The organism is Chryseobacterium sp. TQ-BC-N36 (genome assembly GCF_058382295.1).
Genome location: NZ_CM178175.1, coordinates 1,877,327 through 1,899,535 on the forward strand (window position 1 = coordinate 1,877,327; position 22,209 = coordinate 1,899,535).

A 22,209-nucleotide genomic window follows, 5' to 3' on the forward strand; every position below is an offset into this window, starting at 1 on the left:
TTTGAGAAAAATCGTATTTATATTAGTCTGTTTTTTAACAATTTCCTGTGAACGACTATTAGATCAACAGCATAAAAATTTACAAGAATCTCTAAATACCTCATCATTTATGGGAAATTGGAAAGGATATTATGACGGTGATTTTAAGGGCACAATCAATATGTACGTTAATAAACAGGGATATGTAAATGGCCAATTTAACTCAGAAGACTTGTCGGGATTAATATTAAGTGACGGATCAATGCTGAACACACAATCATCATCAGGTTTTATTTTACAAGGTAATTTAAAATCTAAAAATGGGGTATGGAAGAAGCAAAACCTAACAGGAACCTGGCACTTAACTAAACAATAATATGCAATGAAAAAAGTATCTCCAGTCATTTTATTATTATTTTATACATTTTCTTATTCTCAAAAAGAATCTGAAAAAATCTCCAAATCAATTACAGGGATACAAGCCGGTTTAATTGGCCTGGATGTATATAATGAAATGCGTATTTCAGATCATATATCATTAAGAACTCAAGTATCTCTAAACCCCTCCCTATGGGGTGGAGATGCTTACAGTGAAACAGGATTTGCTTTGTCACCCTCTATTTCAATAGCGCCTAAGTTTTACTATAATATAAGTAAAAGAGTAAACAAAGGATACAGTGTAAAAAATAATTCGGGGAATTATTTCTCAGCCAGACTGGAATATTTACCTGATCTTTTTGTGATCTCTAATACTAAAAATGTTCATGTAAATGATATGATTTCTGTAATACCCAACTGGGGGTTACGCCGAAATTTTGCATCTCATTTCAATTATGAATTAAGATTAGGTTTAGGAATAGGTAAAATTTTAAAAAAAGGTTACGATCCGCAGATTATTCCAGATATAAGTTTTAAAGTTGGATATGATTTTTAATACCTAATAAAAAACCAAAAAAGCAGGCTGTTTCATCATGGGTGAACAGCCTGCTTTATAATTTAATATACATAACGGTAATACCATATGATTAATAGTATTTTTAACAACAAAAGAGTGTGACTGTCCAAGAAATCATTTTAGTTTTACTGATTCAAAGTCAGACGCTTTTTCCAATAGATATTTCAAAAAAATCACCATCTTTCAAAAGAAACACCCAAATATTCCGTTTAATTCTTAAATTTGGCTTATGCGAAAGAATTTATATCTCATCATTATATTATGTTCTCTTACCAGCTGTTATACCTATCAGGTAAAAAAGCCGGCAGATCCGGCAACCGACAGTAAACAGGATCCTAAAAAGAATAATACAGCACTTGCCAATGCTGCTTCACCGCAGATCAATGGGGCAAGGGCTGCATCCCAAAACCTGAATGCAGTACAACAGGCACCCGCTCCCATCAGTATTCAGGAAAAACTGGCAGCCGGTAAAAATGTTAAAATTGAAGTGGATAACAAGAGTTATAAAGTCATTGTTGACCGATGGGAAGGTGACAGCCTGGTTGTACACCCTGTCCGTAATGCTAAAAAGAATATGAAATTCCATAAAAACCAGATCAATAGCGAGAAAATTGCCGAAAAACGCTTTTCGCAACCCATTGCTGATATTCTTACGGTTACAGCCTATGCCGCAATTGGTGTTGGAATCTACCTTCTTGTCCGTTAGTTTTCTTCAGCTTTCCGGTAATGAGAAAAGGATTTTTCTTCTTAAACTCTTAAAGCCTGACTTAAAAAAATAAAAACAGCGCCACTTAAAAATAAGTGGCGCTGTTTTTACAGATAAGCCTGATGGCCTTTACAGTCCTTCCCTATTCCATCGACTATATTTATTTTCACAAGGTAAAGCCCTGATGCAAATCCGGAGACCTCAAAACTCTCAGATTTCTCTGAGGGTAAAACTAATAACTATGAAACTCAAAAAACATGAGCTGTATTTTATTCAATAGCAGTTATGACAGTGGCTTTTATCCACGTATACTTTATTACCGGAAGAGTTTATATAATAACAACCTCCCTGATCGCCTACGTGTAAAGTATGTCCGCTGTAAGAGCATCCACCCGACCCTCCATCACAAGATGCAGCAATCCCCCCAATAATCAATAGTAAAATTATTTTTTTCATTTAAGTAAAATTATTTTTGACAAAAATAAAGTACCCAATCAAAGATAAAATACGGGTTTCCATAAAAGCAAAACCTCCCGAATCATCAGGAGGAAAAGTGTAGATTTCGTAAATGCGAAATTTTCGAGCATTCAAATATAAGGTATCCGGGATTTTACGGATATGACTGTAGTCATAAGCCTGCGGAAAGCCGTAATTGTTGAGTTTGAATTGTTTGTATATTAGGGTTCATAAATTAATTATTATGGAATACAAAGTTTTAAACAGTCAGTTTATTCAAGTCTTAGAAGAACAAGTAAATGCTCATTTATTGGTTGGATGGCAGTTACAAGGAGGAATATTTGCTAACGATAAAAGCTTCTTTCAAGCTATTTTTAGAATGAAATAATAACAAAAAGCCCCACCCTAATAGTGGGGTTGTTTATTTCGAAGAATATTCCGCTTCAGTTTTTACTCTCCGAATCCAGGCCATTTAAAACCTTTCCTCCGGCGGTAATAATATTTTGTGGTAAACCAATTCCGGATTACAGCTGCTTATATAAGATCATTTTATAAACTTAGACCAACCAATACCAACCCTATCACTCACAAAAAAGCCTCTCAATTATGAGAGGCAGCATTAGATTAAGAGAATTTACAGCATCCGCTATATGATGCTACAAGCATGCTTCTGTTACGGGTGCGCAATAATATGCTTTACCTCGTGTACAACATTTTCTTTCTCCAGGCAGGCAGTTTTGAGTACAAGCTTCAATTCCTCCGTTAATAGTGACCAGTCTTTTTCTGGAAATCTTTTTCAAATTTTTCATGGTTAATATATTTATCTGCAATAAGTTACTAATTAATTTAAATTTAAAACCACAGTGAAAATACGGATTTTATGTAGTTATAATACTACGGAAAACCGTAAGGTATGGGATTTAATTGTTTGTATATTCGAACCCAATAAAAAATTAATAATTATGACACAAACATTTACGGCTAAAGATTGGGGCCAAAAGAAGCTCCAACACCTAATGTAACACAAACCTGTTATTTTATAGATGAAAATTCAATAAGAATATTTAATAAAGAGCCATTTGACAGCTGTATAGTTTTTAAGTAATACGAAAAATAAAATCACCTCCGTAGCGATGCTTTTTTTATGCCTGACGTTTCCGAAAGTGTCCCAATTGTTCTTATCCCCACTCAGGAAAGAAACCTAAAAGTAGCATTACCTACCATTGACATTTCCCTAATTCATTTGTCCATTCCAGTTAGGTCTAAGTAGAATTATTCATCGATGGATGACTTCTCCATAACCGGAGCTTTCTCTTCGATAATTTCTGTTACAGTATGTAACATTTTCGAGTACAATTCCATATCTCCTACTCTAGCTTGGGGACAAACCTCAAAGCCATACGCATTGGCATGGCAGAACGCACGCCAAATTTCCAGGCTTCATAGGAACATGAAGACACAACTCCCCTATCTCCACACCTATTATCAGAGGTATTCCATTGAGTTCAGAGTTCATAAGCCTCTCACAGAATACAAAAAAAGTATCCAAGTCCATATGTACAATCGACCGTTCCATTTTACAAAATTAGATATATTTTTTAACCAACTATCACAAACTGATTGATATTTTTTGCATCATAAATTACACAGCAAAGCAAAAGCCTTTATACGAAAGAACTTGACGCATTAAAAAGTTATCCACAAAAAATAATGTTCTCCGTATTTTCCCGGATACAACTTTCGTAATAACTCTCCGGGAAATCGTAATTGTTGTATTAGAATTGTTTGTATATTCGCCGCCAAATTGAGTCCATGAAAAAGAAAGAAAAATTAATAGAATTTGTAGCTAACAACGGTCAAAAATTACTCGTATTGCTAGTATTCATTTTTACAGTAGTACAAATAGCTTCAAGTTTAGGAAATGAGACTAAATACGAAAATCTAATAAAGCTATTTGGTAATCAATATTTTATTGCTGCAGTAATAATCATTGCAACCGTGACAATTTTAATACCATTCATAGTTAAGTTTCTTTACAATGATCGTTATTTAAAAAGGGAGGAAGTATTAAGGAATAATATTAATAAACTTCGAGAAAGCAAAAGAATCCATGACCTTGTAGCCAATAAAATAAGTGAAATTATGGATAAAAATAATAATATTCATGAACTTGAGAACAGCTTGCAAAGAAGAATAGAATATAATTTTGAAGAATCAATTTTAAAAAAAGTAGAAAGTAAATTAGAACTAACTATTACAAACTCTGTTTTAAATAAAAAAATATCTTCTGAGTTAACCCCTTTAGTTGACAACACTATTAAATATATTCATACAACCCAACGTAATTCAATAATTAATTTGGCGATTGGTATTACTGGTAGTATTTTCGCTATACTTACTTTAGGTTTTTCTCTTTTATCCAATCGTACATATATTAATATAGAAGATTTTTCTATACAAATAATTCCTCGTGTAACCTTTGCAATTTTCATTCAACTTTTTGCCTTCTTCTTCCTTAGATTATATAAAAACAATTTGGAAGACGGGAAATACTTTCAAAATGAACTTACAAACTTATCAGCAAAAAGTTCGGCTTTGAAAATTGCTGTATTAACAAAAAATATTGAAAAGCAATCAGAAATTATTGCTAATCTATCTCAAATAGAACGCAACTTTAAAATTCAAAAAGAAGAAACACTACTTACGTTAGAAAAGGCAAAAATTGAAAAAGAATACGATTTGGAAATTTTAAATTCTTTCAAAGAATTTCTTAAATCTCAAAGAAAAGAATAATTATTCTTTTTTTTATTAACATTCCTATTTCCCAAAAACAACATTGTAGTACTTCAGCTTATTTCCCAAAGAACATATCCGCCTCTACTTTTCTTCTCCGGATCAGGCCATTTAAAATCTTACCTCCGGCAGTAATGTATTTCGTAGTAAACCAATTCCGGATTGCGGCTTCTGATGCACGGTCATTTACCAGCTTGAACAGACCGTCTGAGCCACCGGTATTATAGGTATGAGAAACCAAAGCGTCGAATTGGTTTTGTGCCAATGGAACTTTGATTTTTGAATTCACTATTTTTTCATAAGTTGGTAAAACAGACGAAAATAATTCCACTCCTTTTTCTTTACTGATGGCAGGATCGTTCATGGTTACCTTTTTACCTCCGGGGTAATACGTATTTCCATAGCCTATTGTCGGAATACCCGCTGAGTCCAGGTATGGTTTTGAACTGAATCCTTCAAACGATATGATCAGATGTATTCCTTTCTGTGATGTTTTCATTTCTTAAAATAAGTATAGGTGAAATAAACAAGTATTAAAGTGATTCCCATGATGAGAATGAAAATCCAGGCGGCAGCATCCAATCCATTCAGCTGTACTTTTTTTGTTTCTTCAGAAACTTTTGAAGCTACTTCTTTATGATTTTCTTTTGAAACCGCTTTATGGGCTACCTCCTGCATATTCAGGGCAGATTCTTCTTTTTTAACCTCTGCCTTTTGATGATGGGCCTTTGTATAATAATTACGGATTATATATTCTGCATTTCCCATGATAGAAATGCTTTGAACAGTATCTTTTCCCACCACATTATGGAAAACAAAAGGATTCAACAGATCCGATTTCCCTTCAATGAACAGTTCTCCGGATATTTCATTTTTCTCTTCCTTCAGCAATGTATCATCAGATTTACTCTGAACTGATGTGGAACTTTTTACACCTGAAGAATCCATTTTCATTTTTTCTGATTCCTTTGTGTTTTCTCTGTAAGTGGTGGTTATTTTATGTTTGCTCCGACAGCCTAGCACGACGCAGCTCAGCAGCGTCAATATAAATATCATTGTTTTCATGAGTCTTAGTTTTTAAATTGAACAGTTTAGATCACTGATCTTTTTGAATTTTTCAATACAGAAGCCGGAATTCAGATTTCTAAATGAATATTTTATCTTCCTTCACGTATTCTTTTTTAATCCCTTCCAGCAGCATGTCTGAATTTACTTTATAGCCCGGTTCTTTTGAGGCAATGGTTTTTAAGCTTATATCCTGGATAATGTTCATAATATTGGATCCGGTAAGTTCATACCGTCTGGCAATCTGCTCCAGATCAATGTCTTCAAGCTGTAACTGTTCCGGGAGATTCTGCTGCCAGATACGCAGGCGTTCTTCGTATTTTGGATTATTGAATGGTATACAGCTGTGAAAACGTCGTGTAAAAGCTTTATCCATATTATTTTTAAAATTGGAGGCCAGGATAATAAGCCCTGAAAACGTTTCAATCCGCTGCAGCAAATAAGAAACTTCCTGATTGGCATATTTGTCATGAGCATCTTTTACGGAGGTTCGTTTTCCAAAAATGGCATCTGCTTCATCAAAAAATAAGATCCAGTTTTTATTTTCGGCTTTATCAAATAACTTAGCCAGCTGTTTTTCTGTTTCCCCGATATATTTTGAGACCAGCATAGAAACGTCCACTCTGAAAACCGGACGTTTTGTATATTTCCCTAAAAGACTGGCAGCAAGCGTCTTTCCTGTTCCCGGTTCCCCGTAAAACAACACCCGGAAGCCCGGCTTAAGCTTTTTCTGCATATCCCATTCTTCCATAAGGATCCGGCTGCTGTGGTACCAGGCTTCGATACTCTGAAGTTCCTGTAACGTGGCCTGAGGAAGTATTAAATCTGCCCACGATCTACGGGTGTTTAATTGTTCTGCCGGAAAGTCATTGCTCATTTTTGGTAATAATTCCAATCCGAAAATGATTGCATTAAAAGCTTCCTGATGGACACTTATCTGGCTATTCATGGCGATATGATCATGAACTGAAAAAGCAATAAGCTCTTCTTTCATCATCACCGAATCCGGACCGAAATAATCCAGCGCCTTTAATCGTCCTGAAATACTGTCTCCACCTAAAATATACTGAACGGCCTGAATGGTAGGATAAAAGAGCCTGCCACTGTCATTGGTTGCACAAAAGTCAAACAATTCACTATTGGGAAATTCCAAATACATGCGTTTCAGCAATGCAGGATCCAACCGTGGCAGCAAGGCCATTAAGAGAATAATAACTTCCTGATGGGCAAGCCCTTTCCCTGAAATATAATTGCCTAATTGAAATCCTTCATGGTCATTAGCGCTAAATTCAGGTGCTCCTGTATTAAAATCTTCAGAAGAATTGTTAATACGCCATGTAATGACTTCTTCTAAATGGGTAAATAATTTTTGTAATTGACTGGCCTCCATTGGTTTTAGTTTTTCTATTTTGAAGTTTATATGCTACAATTCTGTGATCTTATTTAAAACCTCAACCGGAAAGTCTTTCACATTTGAGCATCTCTCCGCAACTGCCAGAGCAGCTGCTTTTTGGGAAAGTCACTCCATCACCGGAGTTCCTACTTTTTAAAGAATAATCTACACCTGAAAGAGATTATCAGATCCGAAGAGCCGGTATTCTACTTCCCCGATGAGATCCTGATGATCATACATCAGAAAATTCAGGTATTTCAGGCGCAAAAGGTTTCCCACTAGAGAAAGTCTCTCCAATTGAGGTATTTTTTTATTTTATATTTTTAGATATCATGTACTCAGCCTGCAGAAGGAGTACACTATAGTGCGTATGCTTTAAGAAACCTCAACCGGAAAGTCTTTCACATTTGAGCATCTCTCCGCAACTGCCAGAACAGCTGCTTTTTGGGAAAGTCACTCCATCACCGGAGTTCCTACTTTTTAAAGAATAATCTACACCTGAAAGAGATTATCAGATCCGAAGAGCCGGTATTCCACTTCCCTGATGAGATCCTGATGATCATACATCAGAAAATTCAGGTATTTCAGGCGCAAAAGGTTTCCCACTAGAGAAAGTCTCTCCGATTGAGGTGTTTTTTTATTTTATATTTTTAGATATCATGTACTCAGCCTTCAGAAGGAGTACATTATAGTGCGTATGCTTTAAGAAACCTCAACCGGAAAGTCTTTCACATTTGAGCATCTCTCCGCAACTGCCAGAGCAGCTGCTTTTTGGGAAAGTCACTCCATCACCAGAGTTCCTACTTTTTAAAGAATAATCTACACCTGAAAGAAATTATCAGATCCGAAGAGCCGGTATTCCACTTCCCTGATGAGATCCTGATGATCATACATCAGAAAATTCAGGTATTTCAGGCGCAAAAGGTTTCCCACTAGAGAAAGTCTCTCCGATTGAGGTATTTTTTTATTTTATATTTTTAGATATCATGTACTCAGCCTGCAGAAAGAGTACACTATAGTGCGTATGCTTTAAGAAACCTCAACCGGAAAGTCTTTCACATTTGAGCATCTCTCCGCAACTGCCAGAGCAGCTGCTTTTGGGGAAAGTCACTCCATCACCGGAGTTCCTACTTTTTAAAGAATAATCTACACCTGAAAGAGGCTATCAGATCCGAAGAGCCGGTATTCTACTTCCCTGATGAGATCCTGATGATCATACATCAGAAAATTCAGGTATTTCAGGCGCAAAAGGTTTCCCACTAGAGAAAGTCTCTCCGATTGAGGTATTTTTTATTAATCAATAATATAGTTAACCAAATCCATCCTTTCTTTTCCCAAAATAATTTTTATATTGACGGGATATGATTGGTACTTTGTACCGTTTATATCAATTTCCAGAAACATCTGAATAAGAGAAAATGGTTTTCTATGATGAACCGTATATCTGAATGAACCGGGTCTGTTGAGTGTGCCTGACGGATAAAACTCGTTATAGTTTGCCCCGGGTTTGAAATAATGAATAGGATTAATATCCAGCGTCATTTCATTAGCCGTTACAGGATATTCAGATTCTCTGCCCCAGGATTTTGCATCTTCCAGGTGCTCTCTGTAGAAGCCCGAATCCTTCACCCCACGCTTAACTTTTTTCTTCTGTTTATAACGTTTTATGATAAGCTTTGGCTGATATTTATCAATATCCAGCTCACCTGATAGTTTTATGTTTAAAAATTTATAGTTTATATCTTTACTAAAAACATATTTGTAGTTGTCGATCTTTTTCGGGTCGCTTCCGGATTCGGCTTCGAGATTGATATGTCCCCTGCCCGATTTTTCAATGTTTTCAGCCAGATAGAAATGATAATATTTACCCGTCCAACTCGATGATGCTTTTACATCCAGTCCGAAATTAAGTTCATTCAAATGGACATAATTATCAATGAACCTCCCAAATTGACTTTGTGTAGGATATTTACCTGTTTCAAAATAGGTTTTGATCTCCTCTCTCTGGATTAGTTTATTTTTTTCTTCCATGATTATTATAATGTTCTTTATTGCTTATATCTTTGGTATAATTGCTTTCCGGAACCCATTACCACTTCTGATTCAGAAGTTCCAAAATTCATCCTTTTTCTGTTTTTATGAAAGTTTTTCGGCGTTTACATCCTATCGTTGCAGTAACTCCTGCAGGTGTAAGATGAAATGACAATGCCTGTGCTGGAAATTCCCGTATCTCAAGAGTAAGAGCTTCCCCATAAAAGGGTATTATGCCTGGTTGGATGATTTTTATGAATTAGGAATGCTGCTGATCTGCTTTCCGGATGTCATTATTATTAATGATTTCGATTACAAAATTCGGTCTTTTTTTCTTCTTATAAAAGTTTTCTGACCTCTCCATCCTGTAGTTGCAGTAACCTTTATTTTCATCAGATGAGCTTTTTAATTTTTAGCTTCTTTCTCAGTATTTCAGTATGACAATCTTTTATTTATATTCATACTTACATTCAATTCTTATATTTCTGACTTCATTGACCTGCCCTCCATACCAGTCACTATGACTTTGTCCGGCGTTTAGGTTGCCTGTAGTTAAAAGACTGTTATTATCCTCATCATAGATCTCGCAGAGTATAGACTGATTGATCTCCTTAAGGTCTGCCTTATAATAAAAGGTGAGATTATCCCATGCATCATAATGATCAGTAACAGTGTCTTCAGACCGGTACCTGTTACTCCAGGTAATTCCTTCTACCCTGTACTCAATTGGTACCTGGGTTTTATTAATAAACTTAACGTTTGTATTTACAATGTTTATTTTTTTTCCAAAATCCTGTTTGGCAATCTGTACAGGAACCCTTTTACTTTCCATTGCGCCCAATTCAAAACCTTCAGGAACAGTATCCAGATTATTACCAAACAACCTGTAGATCATATAATTTTGACTGATCTGATAGCTAAAAATATAATATTCAGTTTCTTTCAGATTTCCTCCGGAGGCTTTTTTTGTTCTCAGGATATAAGGCGGACTACCTAATATAAACTGTTTCTCCACAGCGCTGTCAGTATTTTTTACCGTAATCACCTGATCTTCTTCATCCTGAGAACTTACTACTATTGGTAATCTCAAATCTCCTACACTGTTTGTATTATAGTAAATAAATGCATTATCAATAATTGCCAGCCTATTGGCGAGCAATACCATTTCTTTGTTGGTCAAGGCATCTCCTTTATGCTGCAAGGAATCTATCAGTTCTGAAAATTGGTTTTGTGTGGGATATTTACCGGTTTCAAAATAAGTTTTCAGCTCCTCTCTTGGGGTTAATTTGTCATTTTTCATAATACTTCACTATTCTTTTATATCTTATACTGTCCACATTATTGTTTTTGGGTTCAATGATTTATGAATCAAAATTCATTATTTCCTGGTTTCTGTAAAAGTTTTTGGACCTATCTATTCTGTAGCTGCAAAAATCTTTATTCGTTCAGAATTCCATACTCACATTCAATTCTTATATTTCTGATTTTAAACACCTGATCGCCAGCCCAGACATCGTGGTTATATCGTCTGGCATCCAGCTGACATGCTGTTAAAATTCTGTCTTTATCCTCATCATAAATCCTGCATACCACAGAATCATCAGTTGCCGTAAGATCTGCCTCATAATAGATAGCCAAATCATCCCAAATATCATAATGATCGGTAACAATATCCTTGGATCTGTATTTATCACTCCAGTTGATGGCAGATGTTCTGTACTGAATAGGTATTTCTGTTTTATTGACAAACTTAATAACGGTGTTTACGATACTTATCTTTCTTCCGAAATCCTGCTTATCCACCTGCAGGTAAAACCATTTTTCATCACCTTCCAGTATTCCGAATTCAAACCCATCAGGAATGGTAGGAAGATTATTCCCGAACATTCTTGCAATAGAATATTTTAGCTGTACCTCAGAGGTCAGTACATAATATTGATTTTCTTCCAGCCGGTCTGCTGAAAACTCCTTTGTTCTAACAGTATAAGGAGCGCTCCCAAAAAAATATCGTTTTCCTTCCGGAAATCTATAGCTGCCCGATTCTCCCAACATGATCACCTGATCTTCTCTATCTTGTGAACTTATTACGATCGGGAATTTCTGCCCTTTGATACCACCAGATAGATTATAGGTAATAAATCCATTTTTAATGGAGGCCAGATTATTGGCAAAAGCTACCATTTCGTCATTGGTTAGAATATCTTCTTTGTGTCTTAGCGAATCGATCAGATCTGAAAACTGACCTTCTGTAGGGTATTTACCTGTTTCAAAATAGTTCTTTAATTTTTCTCTTGGGATTAAGTTATTTTCTTCCATATACATTATTATTCTTTACTGCTTAAATTTTCGGTTTAATTGATGTGATATTTAAAGTTCGAAATTCATCTTTTTTTTATTTCTGCGAAAATTTTTTGAGGGCTCTATTCTGTAGCTGCAGTACCCTTGTTTTTTTTCAGAAAAAGGATGATTGATTATCTGATTGCAGATCCAAAATTCAGTTTTTTTTAATTCCTGTGAAAGTTTTTTGGAGCCTCCATTCTGTAGCTGCAGCAGCCTTTGTATTTTCAAGGGCTCATGATAAAATTATTTCATCTGCCTGGATATTCTGTATGGTAAAAAGAGCAGAAAGTATATCAGAAAATTCTTTAAAACAATACATGTTTATCATAGAAAAAGGCTCAGATTATAAAATCCAAGCCTTATTTTTATTTATCCTGTTTATTCTTTACAGATCTGCCATCAATTCATCTTAAAAAAGAAATACACGACTGCCGCCCACTCTTTTTTAACTCCTCTCGCATAACCAATCGTGCTATGGCTGCTGCTTTCTACTGTTCCATCATCCTTGATATAACCAATGGTGGAATGGCTGCTGTTTTCTACCGTTCCGTCACTTTTTACATATCCCACCGTTGAATGGCTCTTGTTTTCAATAGTTCCGTCACTTTTGATATACCCAATCGTTCCATGGCTTTTGTTTTCTATAGTACCATCGCTTTTAATATAACCTACTGTTGAATGACTGCTGTTCTCTATGGTTCCATCACTTTTGATATACCCTGTAGTGCTGTGACTTCCGGATTCTATAGTCTGTGCCATTATCATAGAAAAGCTGAACAGAAGAGAGCAAATGAATAGTGTTTTTTTCATATTTAAGATTTTAATGGATTATTAATTTTGGTTTATTTGATGTATTCAAAAGTATTGATTATTCTTTTATAAAGATAAAACTTGAAAATAAAATAATTGAAAATAAAAACCGCACGAAAGGATTCGTGCGGCAGTAGTAGATTTTCTTTTAAATTTATATCAAACTGTATGACAGATCATTGCATACTCTTTTCTGCTTCTTCAATATTATATGCAATTCTATCATCTTCTTTTATCAAAGATTTAAAAATATCTGCATATTTATTAAAACTACTTTTATCATAATGAACAAGTACCGGAAACAGCTGACTTGCCTGATAATACCTTTTATTTTGTAAGGAATCGTGGATCGCCTGCTCTATTTCTTTTAAAAGCGGTGTGCAATTTTTCTTTAAAAGAAAGTCTTTTAGATTCGATTCAAAAAATTTATTTCCATAAATACTCAGAAAATACTTAATGTAAGGGTAAAGCTCCTGTTCGCTCTTTCCGTTTATTGTCGAAATATATAGAGCGTCCGTAATTACATCATATACATTATCTTCGCTGTGTATTCTATGGGATTCAAAACTTTCTTTTTCATCCCATTTTTCGGAAATAAACCGGTCAAGCTGTTGAAACCCTTCCGGTATTGCCCACGCCAATAAAATAAGCATGGCCTGGTAAGCAATATACTGATCGTCATTGTGAAGAAGTAATTTTAGCTTTTCAACTCTTTCTGAATCTATATTTTTAAGGAGTTGTACTTCGCTTAAATCATATCCTTCGTACCCTTCTTCGTTGTAGTGATAGAGGAGTTCGTTTATTTGGGTATTCATTTTATTATTAATTATTTTAGAATATTAGAACATCGGAACAGTTGCTTCATTAAATATTTTTTGATTGATGATAGTTTATAATCTTATCCATAGCCCTCCGCTGTTGCACGAATCCTTTCGTGTGGTTTATATTATTTACAAATCAAACATTCTAAAAACAACAATATGATCTAAAAGCCCTTTTTCATCACAATAATCTATTGCGCTGCTGTATCTGTAATCCTCTGCACGGAAAACTAAACCCGCTTCTACCGGATTTTGATGTACATAATTTATCTTCTGCCAAATCACTTTATTGCTCCATAACTCAATAGGATTATTATCATGTCTCCAAAATTGATATTGAGTTACATTAGAAGTTTTTAAACCTTCTTTAAGAAAGAAATCCAATAAAAATTCTTTTCTGCTTTCTGTAGGATTTTCTTTGATTGCTGCGACAATTGCTTTACTTGTAAACCTTTTTAAATCACTAATCAAAAGTTCTGGCTTCTGCTCATTTATACTCCTGAAAACTAAATGTACATGACTTGACATGATGCACCATGCATGAATTTCCATTCCTTTATTCTTTTGGCAAAACCTTAAACTTTCCAAAAAAATTTCTTTGTATTCATTTCTAATAAAAACATCCAGCCAACCTACAACAGCAAAACTTATGAAATATAATCCCTCAGGATTGTGAAACTTGTAATTACGACTCATCAATTATGTTTTTATAAAGATAAAAACTTTTGAGAAAATGTTAAAAAAAGCCACACGAAAGGATTCGTGCGGCAGCTAGGGAATACTATTATAAACAAAAATTATTCAAAAATATCTCTGGGACCGCGATACAATGTTGTAGGATAGCGATAGTCTTTGTTAAAATTAATCTTAACATTTTTTGGTGCCATAGCTTCAATCTTGTCAAGATCCTTAATACCACGTATATATATCTGACATTCTGAAACCAAATTATTAAAAAATGCAGTATCAAAAAAGGTAACATCATTATTAGGCTCCAACAATAAAAGCTCAAGATTTATAAGACTGTCCAAATTCTCAACTTTACCTATTTGATTTTCATTAAGGTTCAACCATTTTAAATTGATTAAACCATCTAATCCCTGTATTTTTGAAATTTGGTTAAAATTTAAATCAAGAATTTCCAATTTCGTTAAGTTTTTCAAGCCTTCAATGCGCTTTATACGCCCTGTTGAGATGAAAAATTCTTTAAGATTTTTCGAAGCTTCTAATCCTTCAATTTTTTCCACTAAAGAACCATCTAAATTAATGCTTTCCAAATAAGGAAATTGCTCCAAATGTGTTATTTTCTTAATTTTGGTTCCCTCTATATTCAATAAACGAATATTTTTATTTGCACTTATTTTTTTAATACTATCAATTTGACTATAGGATGCATCTAAGTGGTACAAGGATTCTAGACCTTCCAAGTCTTTCACTTCATCAAGACGGTCGCTACCACCAATAAACAACATTTCTAAATTAGTAAGATACCCAATAGATGAGGTGTCTTTAAGATTTGTACCTCTTAAATCCAGCTTTTTTAGTTTTTTCAGATAACTTAAATACCTCAGTGTTGATCCGTGTAAATTATTAAGGCGTAAACTTAATGTTTCTAACCTAGCAAACGATTTTAACACCCCTAAAGTTTTGATGTTACACCCTATAACAGCAAGGTTAATTACATTTTCTGCTATGGGTAATAATACATCTAGTTCATTTAAATTGACATGTCGTAAAAATAATGTTTTAATATTCCCCTTTTCATCCACATCATAGTAATTTTTTACCTTGAGGTGTTTACTGGAATGGATAATTTGAGTGTCAAACTCTTTTTCTAATTTTTTTATAAAATCTGTCATAATCTTATTTTCTATTTCCTCTTTGTTGATATCTTATTAAATCTGCAAATTTTGCCGCATTATCTGCTCCTTCAGGTTTAGGCTTTATGTCTGATAATAATTTATCCTTTAAAATAAACATAGCAAATGCAAAACAATCTACAACTCCGTAAGAATACTCCAAATTCTCCCATGTCTCTTTGTAGTGATCTAACTTTGTGCTTGCAGAATCAACAATATTTGCAACATTCTTCGGATTAACATTTAGAATAATATAATTATTTACAATATCTTTACCTATTCTTCCAGCAGCTTTTACATTAACAATTCCATCATCTGGCCTTAATAATCTTAACTTTACATCTGTATCGGTTCCTACAAGATCAAATATTATCCCTTTTGGTAAGACTGCTCTAAAATGATGCGGATTGGGTTCTCTAATCATAGCTACTTGATTGGACCTCAACTCAATTTCCTTACCACCTTCTATTTTTAATACTGTTTTAACTACCGATCCTTTTTTAGTCGGATTAACTTCACCAAATATATAAACCCATTTTTCATTTGAATCTACCTTTTCCGTAACAATTTTTAATTCTTTTAGTTCATAAGTTTGTTTTATATTTTCTAAACGTTTCTCTCTCTCTTCTGAAGTTAAGCTCTCATCTTGTAATAGCTTTGTCCCTTCTTTTACTCCTTCATCTAAATCACTTTTCTTTTCTTCAGTAGTACGTAGATCTTCTCCTTTTTTCTCCTTCTTATCTTTCTTACCACCAACTCCGATCTTCCCAAGCAATCCTTTAATCTTTCCTTTCACAAAGTTCCAGAACTTGACAATCGCATTTTCAATACGCTGGCGTATTTTTCGGATAACGCCCAGTACTTTATCTGCTAATCCTCCAATTCCTAGTAATGAAGCTAAGAAACCAATCAGTACAGGAACAGCTCTGCCTAATGCATTTTCTATCGATTTGGCCACGGCTCCTACATTTCCGCTGGCAATTGCTTTTATACTATCGGTAAAGGCTTTTACCAATTCCATAATTTGCGCTGCCCGCTGGACGAAGAACTTCACTACATCTATAATGGCCATTGCGGCTTTTATAAATGCTCCTACCGGAGTAAGCAATCCCATCACCCATTTAATACCTGCCTGTATTACCTGTGACCGGATAATATCCATTATGGCATCCATCACTGTAGCTTTAAGGTCGGCAAACTGGTCTTTCAGATATCCCCAAAGTCCGGCAGCACCTTCTTTACGGACAACCTTCACGATTTCAAGGCCTTTTTCAGAAGCGGTCTCCAGGACTTTCATTACAGGTTCACCGATCACTCTGGATCCAATCGCTCTGATTCCGCTCCAGGTTAAACCAAGCACCTGCGTGGCAATGGAGAAAACACCTTTCAATGAGAATACATCTTCCGGCATCGTCAAAGAAATCCCTTTCATTGCTCCGGTCAGCCATCCGAAGAAACCTGTTTTAAGGTGATTCCAGATGTTGGTTCCGAAGTTAGTAAATCCTTGCGAAACTCCGGCAATAAGATTTTTGAAAAACCCTATCGGATCCATGATGATCGCCTGAATGGCACTGATAACCCCTGATAATAAATTGGTAAGTGTATTTTTAATTTCAATGATAACAGCAAACACGCTGGTTTTAAGTGCATCAAGAGCCTGATTAACCCATCCACTATTCTGTGTTTTTAGGTCTGCAATTCTGGCATCAATACTGGTTATATTGTCTGCATATTTTTTAGCCAATACATCAATTAATGCATCCTTCTTACTGTTTACACTTTCTTCCAATGCATTGAATTTTCTTTGGATCTCTGCAATGGCTTCTTTTCCAATTTTTCTTAAACTTGGAGATAAACTGTTGACATAGGTCTGTACCTCTTTTTTACCTTTCGCAATTCTGGTCTTAGCAGCATTAAGCTGAGTGGTAACGTGGGTTGCAATTTGGTCAATAAATTTATCCATGACCTTAATGTACAGGTCCTTACCACTGTCAAAAAATTTGTTGACCTCTTTAGGTAAGCCTGTAGCTTTGTCCCATAACCATTTCCCAGCCGCGACTAAAGCTCCGTATTTTGCATAAGCATCCCCATAACGTTTCTTTTTATAGGCTTTCATTTCTTTATCGACATGGGCTTCAAATGCTTTTTTAGCTTCTCTGCTGCCATTATCAAATTTTTCGGCCACCGATTTGTCCAGATTATTTAAAATACCATCCACATCGGTTTTGGAAGTAAGATAGATCTCATTAATATGATCGGCTATTTCTTTACGTTTTTGGCTGTCTTTACTTGAGGTTTGCTTTTGTTCACCATGCACATTGCCCAGGCCTCCTTTTCTCGCACCATGCATGCCACTAATATGATGTGCCGCTTGTGTTTGTGCTTCACTGCGGGTTTTAGACAACTCCTTATTTTCGTTATTCCTAAACTGTTGAGTTGCTGCAACACTTTGCGCTTTGGCTTTATTCTTTTGGGCCAAAGCATCCGTAAATGATGGTTCATTAGATTTCGCCAACATCGTATCGGTAACTCCATTGGCTTTCATTTCGCTGTCGAGACTTGCCGTTTGCTCTTTAATAGGCTGTTCTACGCTTGCGGTATTTCTTTTCACAGGCATCGCTTTCGCTGCATTCGGTGTACCCGGAGCTTGCCCTACATTTTGTGTAGGCATTTTTGCCACGGCACGAACAGGCTGTGCGGCGGTATCAGGCTGTGCAGCTGTTGCAGAAGCAATATCATTAGAGGCTACATTCTTCTCTTTTTTAACATCTCCTACTGCCTTTTGATTGACTTCCTGTATATTGTTGTGTTTCTCAAACTCATCTGCCTGCTCTTCATTTTCAGGAAGCTTAATGCTGTGTATTTTTTCACTTAGCAAAGCTTTGAAATCTTCTTTCTTGAACAGCCCCGGTTTTTGTTCGTCCATAGTGTTCACTTGACTTGCCTGTGCCATACTCTGGCGCTCGTTCGCAGGTGATGGCGCAGCAGCTTGTGCATCATTTGTCGACTTGCTTGATGGTTCGTGTTGTTTCTGCAGTTTAGCAGTACTGCTTATTTTTCCGCTTAATGCCGTAAATGCAGGATTACTGTTCGCATTTGCCGATATTGCAGTTTCAGTATCAATTACTTCTGCTTTATCAGGATTTACTGCCTGGGACTGATCGGCACTGGCAAGATCGGATTTATTAGACACTCCTTTTTTCTCTGCGGGCTTTACAGCAGGGTTTGTTTCTTCAGTTTTCTTATTTTGCTGCTGAATTATAATCTGCTTTTCTGCTATATTTGGAGATATTTCTGGTTTAGCACCATTATCGTCCTGTACCTGATGAAGATTGAGGGTTGACCTGTATCCTTTCTCCATCTTTTTAGTATCGGGATGATTGATGTCTCCGGTTTGTGCTAAACTCTCCTGATGCTTTTTATACATTATTTCAGCTCCCTGATCGTAGATGGTCTGCAAACCATAAACGGTTGGAATAATCCCATTGAGATTAAGCTGCTTATTATTGGGATTTACAGATCCGGTCCCTTTCTGCTTTTTCGTCTGTATACCCACCATCTCTACACCGGATTGATGAACAGCCACCGACTCTTTCGGCTTTTGCTTTTTGCTTTTGCTTTGGTGGGCATTTTTGTCTTTTTCTACAGGTTTTGCTGCTTTCATTGACTTAGTTTTTTAATTCATATTTTTTAAAAGACATACAAAGCACAACTAAAAACGGTTGTGCTTTATATGGTGCCTGCCGGGTTTGAAAAATCATACCATGCGGATGATTCTTTAAGAATTTAAGTAAATAGAAGTGGTTTTGACAATAAGAAACAGGCAACAGTGATCCACTTCGGTTTTATTCTCTTGTTTTGGTTTTCAGGTTTTCAAATTCAAAATTCACTTTTTTTCAGAATGGCTCCTATTTTTTTGGGCTACAGTTTCAGTAGTTACAGTAAAGAGTTCCGGGACTTTTATTCCTGTGATGATCCGGTCGGCTAACAGGTCGGCAGCATCCTGAATTTATTGACAGAACTATGGCTGTTAGCTATTGGTTTATTCTGAAAACTGTATTTTCTGCTTTTACATTTTATTGTTTTCTATTGGCCGATGTTATCTTTTTTCTCTTCCTCTTCCTCAGGCTGTCTGTCTGTTTTGATGCCGTATCGGTTTTCAATAAAAAGGTTCACCGCTTTATCAATCCAGTTAGGCAGGTTGGTTGTGATCATTTTCAGAAATTTATCATAGCCGTAGCCAAGAACAAACAGGACTCCTGTTGAATACCATTTGTCATCTAACTCAGCTCTGTTCATCAAATAGCTCATTGTAAAACCAACAATTACCACGATTACCAGTGTGATAAAATGTTCCCATGGCTGTTTTTTTTCCTTATTTTGTATGGAAATCAACACCCTTAATAATCCTCCTGAAAATGCTATTGCAGTTCCTATCAACAGGGCTTTTATACTATCCAAATTCATTTGTTTTCCTCTATATTATTTATTAAAATTTTAATTTTCTGCGATTTTCAGATGGGTCTTATTATTCCTGATCCAGCATGTACATGTCATCTAAAAACCTTTTACTTTTCAGGATGTTTTCATTCTCATTCATATAAGCTAACTCGTCAATAATATCACTGATATCTCTTCTGGGTTTCTGTCCTTTTTCCTTATTTTTTTTCTTTTTTTTCTTTTCTTTCTTTTTCATGGTTTCTCATTTTTTTGAAATTGCTTTTCATCTTTCAATTTTCTAACCCCCGATTATCCGCACTCAGATTCATCTGAAACAACAGAACTAAAAGCAAAAACTTTTTTCACTTTAGGATACATTTATAAATTTTAATTTGAGAAAGAAGTCAGGAAAACCTTTGAATGAGTATTTCTCAGGCAGCTATTGGCAGAATAATAACTTTGGATCCTTTTCTATCTGTTTTTAGAATATTATATGTTAAGATCTGGCGGATGATTGGGCATTAGGATTAAAAAGATTTACCTAATAATGTTCGACACGGCATTCTCCGATATTCACTGAACTGTTTTCACCTACCTGCTAAGCCTGAAGAATAATATTATATATTGTTCTTTCGGACAAAAACAACATTTCTGTCAGTTCAGTTACAATCACTTTCATTTGTTTGCTTTGATTACGTTTTACGTATTCAATGACAAAATCTTTTCTTTTCTCTAGTAATTCTTTACTACGTTTCATTTTTCTATGTTTAAAGTTTTTATGGTTAAGTTTTTGTTTTTATGAGGCCAGCTGTCGATTTCTTACATTTCTAGTGTTTAATTAGGTCAATAAGAAACCCTAAAGGCATAATTTTACGCCCTTAAACAGATGTCAATCACATTTTAAATTTTGGTTTCAGAAGCTGATACCAGGTGTTTCTCTCAATAGAGATCATACACCGACTTCTTTTCTTTAATTCTACATTCAGTAAATATTGTATTGATGTTTATAAGAAACTGATGTGTTTATAAACATGTAAACGGACATTATTTACTTCCCGTATCTGGTTGTAAAAGCTCGGTCTCTCATCATCTGACTTTTTAAGCCTTAAGAATCATTAAGTCTGCTCTGCCAACTTTGGTTTACTATTCAGGATGTACAAACCCTCTTACTGATAACTATAATTAATCGATATTTTATATGTTAATCAGCTGTATTCGCTGCATTTTAGAGACCGTTTTGGACTTTTCCGAAAAAAATAAAGAGCCAGACAGCCGCTTTATTTTAAACCCACTGATAATAAACGCACTTTTATCACAAATAAAGTCATTCATAAAACGCACAAAAAACAAAATCACGCAATCAACAAACGCATTATTTACACTTAATAAACCTGAAACATCTTTTTTGTTTTTAATAAGACATCGAAAACAAACAAGAATTGAAAATTCGAACGCAAAATAAACCAGGTAAAAAAACAAAATACAAACATCTGATTACAAGCACTTACGAATTTTTCAAAAAGCTCTTAAATAGCAAAAAAACATTTAATTATAAATATATTTTTGTATATTTGTGCGGTTACGTCTTAACAGCGAAACAAATATACGAACATTGTTCGTTTTTCAAAATATTTAAACGAATATTTTTCATATTTTTTTATAAATAAACTATAAACATATCAAAATGACCTATTTAGAATTCAAAGAGATCAGAAAAAAACTCAATATGAAGCAGTCTGATATTGCAAAATCTATAGGAGTTGGTACCAGAGCTGTACAATATTGGGAAAAAGGCGAACGAAAAATACCGGAAACAACTGCTTACTTTGTGACCAATCTGCTGCTAAAACAACAAGAGGAACTTAATAATGACAGTGCTGCACCTGTTGTTTTTTCAGATTTAAAGATTATGCATGTTCCTCTGGCAAATCAATATGCGCAGGCTGGTTATCTGAGTAATTTCGCAGATGAAGAATATATAGAAAGCCTGCCAACAATTCCTTTTACAGATGATGTAGAACACCGTGGTGAATACATGTGCTTCGAAGTAAAGGGAGACAGCATGGACAACGGATCGTACGAGAGCTATCTGGAAGGTGATATTATCTTATGCAGAAATATCAGACAGGATTATTGGATGAGCAAGCTGCATTATGATAAGTGGGATTTCGTCATTGTTCACAAAGAGAAAGGGATTTTAGTAAAGCGGATTATCAATCATGATGTGGAGAAAGGGATTATCACCCTGCACTCCCTGAATGAATATTATGATGATTTTGAAATCCATTTAAAAGATGTTGCAAAACTTTTCAATATTATAAGTACGAGACGTAAAAACAACAGAAGATAACTGAGTTAAAAATCTTCAGTCTCTGATTTCAGATCTTTCTAAATAATTATATACTCAAAGTAACGAAGATGAAGTACAGGTCGTAATACCGGCCGATGAGCTTATTTCATCTTCGTTATAATTTGAGAATTTATTCCGTTTCATAAGGAACCCGCCTGCGTTACCGGCATACAACCTGAACTATAGGCTGATATTGCTGATATCCTAAGGA

Annotated in this window: 23 protein-coding genes and 1 pseudogene; 7 read left to right on the forward strand and 17 right to left on the reverse strand. The window is 35.1% G+C overall.

Annotated features, from left to right (window positions below; genetic code table 11):
• Position 1 precedes the first annotated feature (1 nt).
• The 4 genes from AC3FI7_RS08415 to AC3FI7_RS08430 all read left to right on the forward strand — a co-directional run bounded on the left by AC3FI7_RS08415 (position 2) and on the right by AC3FI7_RS08430 (position 2,484).
• The gene (locus AC3FI7_RS08415; RefSeq protein ID WP_172617061.1) at positions 2-355 is read left to right on the forward strand and encodes a hypothetical protein; all 354 of its coding nucleotides are present in this window, start codon (positions 2-4) and stop codon (positions 353-355) included.
• 6 nt (positions 356-361) lie between these two features.
• Positions 362-913, forward strand: coding sequence for a hypothetical protein (locus AC3FI7_RS08420; RefSeq protein WP_343658964.1), 552 nt, complete (start codon positions 362-364; stop codon positions 911-913).
• Between the two features lie 250 nt (positions 914-1,163).
• Entirely contained in the window at positions 1,164-1,640 is a 477-nt protein-coding gene (locus tag AC3FI7_RS08425) for a hypothetical protein (RefSeq protein WP_142724347.1), read from the forward strand.
• Positions 1,641-2,340: 700 nt separating this feature from the next.
• Positions 2,341-2,484 carry a DUF1737 domain-containing protein gene (locus AC3FI7_RS08430; RefSeq protein WP_142724345.1) on the forward strand — a complete coding sequence of 48 codons (144 nt, stop codon included), beginning with the start codon at positions 2,341-2,343 and terminating at the stop codon, positions 2,482-2,484.
• Between the two features lie 268 nt (positions 2,485-2,752).
• Here the strand turns inward: AC3FI7_RS08430 and AC3FI7_RS08435 are convergent, their stop codons facing one another.
• Positions 2,753-2,905, reverse strand: coding sequence for a bacteriocin-like protein (locus AC3FI7_RS08435; RefSeq protein WP_491461827.1), 153 nt, complete (start codon positions 2,903-2,905; stop codon positions 2,753-2,755).
• Between the two features lie 466 nt (positions 2,906-3,371).
• A pseudogene (locus AC3FI7_RS08440) lies at positions 3,372-3,672 on the reverse strand (DNA polymerase Y family protein); the annotation flags it as partial.
• 236 nt (positions 3,673-3,908) lie between these two features.
• Between AC3FI7_RS08440 and AC3FI7_RS08445 the strand changes: the two are divergent.
• A complete protein-coding gene (locus AC3FI7_RS08445; RefSeq protein WP_491461828.1) occupies positions 3,909-4,889 on the forward strand; it encodes a hypothetical protein in 981 nt (326 codons plus the stop codon).
• A gap of 58 nt (positions 4,890-4,947) precedes the next feature.
• Here AC3FI7_RS08445 and AC3FI7_RS08450 read toward each other — a convergent pair whose 3' ends face one another.
• The 7 genes from AC3FI7_RS08450 to AC3FI7_RS08480 form a co-directional block, all read right to left on the reverse strand.
• On the reverse strand, positions 4,948-5,388 hold the full coding sequence (locus AC3FI7_RS08450; RefSeq protein ID WP_491461829.1) for a lysozyme: 441 nt from the start codon (positions 5,386-5,388) through the stop codon (positions 4,948-4,950).
• Positions 5,385-5,954: a hypothetical protein gene (locus tag AC3FI7_RS08455; protein WP_491461830.1), complete on the reverse strand. Its 570-nt coding sequence runs from the start codon at positions 5,952-5,954 to the stop codon at positions 5,385-5,387. The genes AC3FI7_RS08450 and AC3FI7_RS08455 overlap by 4 nt, the downstream gene beginning before the upstream one ends.
• 79 nt (positions 5,955-6,033) lie before the next feature.
• Positions 6,034-7,344 carry an ATP-binding protein gene (locus AC3FI7_RS08460; RefSeq protein ID WP_491461831.1) on the reverse strand — a complete coding sequence of 437 codons (1,311 nt, stop codon included), beginning with the start codon at positions 7,342-7,344 and terminating at the stop codon, positions 6,034-6,036.
• A gap of 168 nt (positions 7,345-7,512) precedes the next feature.
• A complete protein-coding gene (locus AC3FI7_RS08465; protein ID WP_491461832.1) occupies positions 7,513-7,644 on the reverse strand; it encodes a hypothetical protein in 132 nt (43 codons plus the stop codon).
• 996 nt (positions 7,645-8,640) lie between these two features.
• On the reverse strand, positions 8,641-9,378 hold the full coding sequence (locus AC3FI7_RS08470) for a hypothetical protein (protein ID WP_291896077.1): 738 nt from the start codon (positions 9,376-9,378) through the stop codon (positions 8,641-8,643).
• A gap of 448 nt (positions 9,379-9,826) precedes the next feature.
• Complete coding sequence (locus AC3FI7_RS08475; RefSeq protein ID WP_491461833.1) at positions 9,827-10,678, reverse strand: hypothetical protein; 852 nt, start codon at positions 10,676-10,678, stop codon at positions 9,827-9,829.
• Between the two features lie 137 nt (positions 10,679-10,815).
• Positions 10,816-11,694, reverse strand: coding sequence for a hypothetical protein (locus AC3FI7_RS08480; protein ID WP_491461834.1), 879 nt, complete (start codon positions 11,692-11,694; stop codon positions 10,816-10,818).
• Between the two features lie 197 nt (positions 11,695-11,891).
• On the opposite strand from AC3FI7_RS08480, the gene AC3FI7_RS08485 reads away from it, so the two are divergent.
• On the forward strand, positions 11,892-12,131 hold the full coding sequence (locus tag AC3FI7_RS08485; protein ID WP_491461835.1) for a hypothetical protein: 240 nt from the start codon (positions 11,892-11,894) through the stop codon (positions 12,129-12,131).
• On the opposite strand, the gene AC3FI7_RS08490 is transcribed toward AC3FI7_RS08485, so the two are convergent.
• From AC3FI7_RS08490 to AC3FI7_RS08525, 8 genes are all read right to left on the reverse strand, one after another.
• Positions 12,118-12,528, reverse strand: a complete 411-nt coding sequence (locus AC3FI7_RS08490; RefSeq protein WP_343658973.1) for a 5-fold beta-flower protein — start codon at positions 12,526-12,528, stop codon at positions 12,118-12,120. The genes AC3FI7_RS08485 and AC3FI7_RS08490 overlap by 14 nt on opposite strands.
• A gap of 176 nt (positions 12,529-12,704) precedes the next feature.
• The gene (locus AC3FI7_RS08495) at positions 12,705-13,343 is read right to left on the reverse strand and encodes a hypothetical protein (protein ID WP_142724336.1); all 639 of its coding nucleotides are present in this window, start codon (positions 13,341-13,343) and stop codon (positions 12,705-12,707) included.
• A gap of 135 nt (positions 13,344-13,478) precedes the next feature.
• Positions 13,479-14,045 (reverse strand): REP-associated tyrosine transposase, encoded by a 567-nt coding sequence (locus tag AC3FI7_RS08500; RefSeq protein ID WP_491461836.1) that lies wholly within the window; start codon positions 14,043-14,045, stop codon positions 13,479-13,481.
• A gap of 101 nt (positions 14,046-14,146) precedes the next feature.
• Positions 14,147-15,208 (reverse strand): leucine-rich repeat domain-containing protein, encoded by a 1,062-nt coding sequence (locus AC3FI7_RS08505; RefSeq protein WP_491461837.1) that lies wholly within the window; start codon positions 15,206-15,208, stop codon positions 14,147-14,149.
• 4 nt (positions 15,209-15,212) lie between these two features.
• A complete protein-coding gene (locus tag AC3FI7_RS08510; protein WP_491461838.1) occupies positions 15,213-18,872 on the reverse strand; it encodes a phage tail protein in 3,660 nt (1,219 codons plus the stop codon).
• A gap of 422 nt (positions 18,873-19,294) precedes the next feature.
• Positions 19,295-19,669: a hypothetical protein gene (locus AC3FI7_RS08515; protein ID WP_142724333.1), complete on the reverse strand. Its 375-nt coding sequence runs from the start codon at positions 19,667-19,669 to the stop codon at positions 19,295-19,297.
• Positions 19,670-19,736: 67 nt separating this feature from the next.
• Positions 19,737-19,904, reverse strand: a complete 168-nt coding sequence (locus AC3FI7_RS08520; RefSeq protein WP_172617059.1) for a hypothetical protein — start codon at positions 19,902-19,904, stop codon at positions 19,737-19,739.
• A 342-nt stretch (positions 19,905-20,246) separates the two neighbouring features.
• Complete coding sequence (locus AC3FI7_RS08525) at positions 20,247-20,405, reverse strand: hypothetical protein (RefSeq protein WP_172617058.1); 159 nt, start codon at positions 20,403-20,405, stop codon at positions 20,247-20,249.
• A 927-nt stretch (positions 20,406-21,332) separates the two neighbouring features.
• On the opposite strand from AC3FI7_RS08525, the gene AC3FI7_RS08530 reads away from it, so the two are divergent.
• Entirely contained in the window at positions 21,333-21,998 is a 666-nt protein-coding gene (locus tag AC3FI7_RS08530) for a S24 family peptidase (protein ID WP_142724332.1), read from the forward strand.
• The last annotated feature ends 211 nt before the right edge of the window (positions 21,999-22,209 follow it).

Excerpts from the sequence above, each read along its gene's own strand:
- AC3FI7_RS08520 (WP_172617059.1), bottom strand. The coding sequence starts at position 19,904 with ATGAAAAAGAAAGAAAAGAAAAAAAAGAAAAAAAATAAGGAAAAAGGA.
- AC3FI7_RS08495 (WP_142724336.1), bottom strand. The coding sequence starts at position 13,343 with ATGAATACCCAAATAAACGAACTCCTCTATCACTACAACGAAGAAGGG.
- AC3FI7_RS08490 (WP_343658973.1), bottom strand. The coding sequence starts at position 12,528 with ATGAAAAAAACACTATTCATTTGCTCTCTTCTGTTCAGCTTTTCTATG.
- AC3FI7_RS08455 (WP_491461830.1), bottom strand. The coding sequence starts at position 5,954 with ATGAAAACAATGATATTTATATTGACGCTGCTGAGCTGCGTCGTGCTA.
- AC3FI7_RS08435 (WP_491461827.1), bottom strand. The coding sequence starts at position 2,905 with ATGAAAAATTTGAAAAAGATTTCCAGAAAAAGACTGGTCACTATTAAC.
- AC3FI7_RS08525 (WP_172617058.1), bottom strand. The coding sequence starts at position 20,405 with ATGAAACGTAGTAAAGAATTACTAGAGAAAAGAAAAGATTTTGTCATT.
- AC3FI7_RS08480 (WP_491461834.1), bottom strand. The coding sequence starts at position 11,694 with ATGGAAGAAAATAACTTAATCCCAAGAGAAAAATTAAAGAACTATTTT.
- AC3FI7_RS08460 (WP_491461831.1), bottom strand. The coding sequence starts at position 7,344 with ATGGAGGCCAGTCAATTACAAAAATTATTTACCCATTTAGAAGAAGTC.
- AC3FI7_RS08530 (WP_142724332.1), top strand. The coding sequence starts at position 21,333 with ATGACCTATTTAGAATTCAAAGAGATCAGAAAAAAACTCAATATGAAG.
- AC3FI7_RS08430 (WP_142724345.1), top strand. The coding sequence starts at position 2,341 with ATGGAATACAAAGTTTTAAACAGTCAGTTTATTCAAGTCTTAGAAGAA.
- AC3FI7_RS08500 (WP_491461836.1), bottom strand. The coding sequence starts at position 14,045 with ATGAGTCGTAATTACAAGTTTCACAATCCTGAGGGATTATATTTCATA.
- AC3FI7_RS08510 (WP_491461838.1), bottom strand. The coding sequence starts at position 18,872 with ATGAAAGCAGCAAAACCTGTAGAAAAAGACAAAAATGCCCACCAAAGC.
- AC3FI7_RS08445 (WP_491461828.1), top strand. The coding sequence starts at position 3,909 with ATGAAAAAGAAAGAAAAATTAATAGAATTTGTAGCTAACAACGGTCAA.
- AC3FI7_RS08505 (WP_491461837.1), bottom strand. The coding sequence starts at position 15,208 with ATGACAGATTTTATAAAAAAATTAGAAAAAGAGTTTGACACTCAAATT.
- AC3FI7_RS08470 (WP_291896077.1), bottom strand. The coding sequence starts at position 9,378 with ATGGAAGAAAAAAATAAACTAATCCAGAGAGAGGAGATCAAAACCTAT.
- AC3FI7_RS08475 (WP_491461833.1), bottom strand. The coding sequence starts at position 10,678 with ATGAAAAATGACAAATTAACCCCAAGAGAGGAGCTGAAAACTTATTTT.
- AC3FI7_RS08420 (WP_343658964.1), top strand. The coding sequence starts at position 362 with ATGAAAAAAGTATCTCCAGTCATTTTATTATTATTTTATACATTTTCT.
- AC3FI7_RS08450 (WP_491461829.1), bottom strand. The coding sequence starts at position 5,388 with ATGAAAACATCACAGAAAGGAATACATCTGATCATATCGTTTGAAGGA.
- AC3FI7_RS08425 (WP_142724347.1), top strand. The coding sequence starts at position 1,164 with ATGCGAAAGAATTTATATCTCATCATTATATTATGTTCTCTTACCAGC.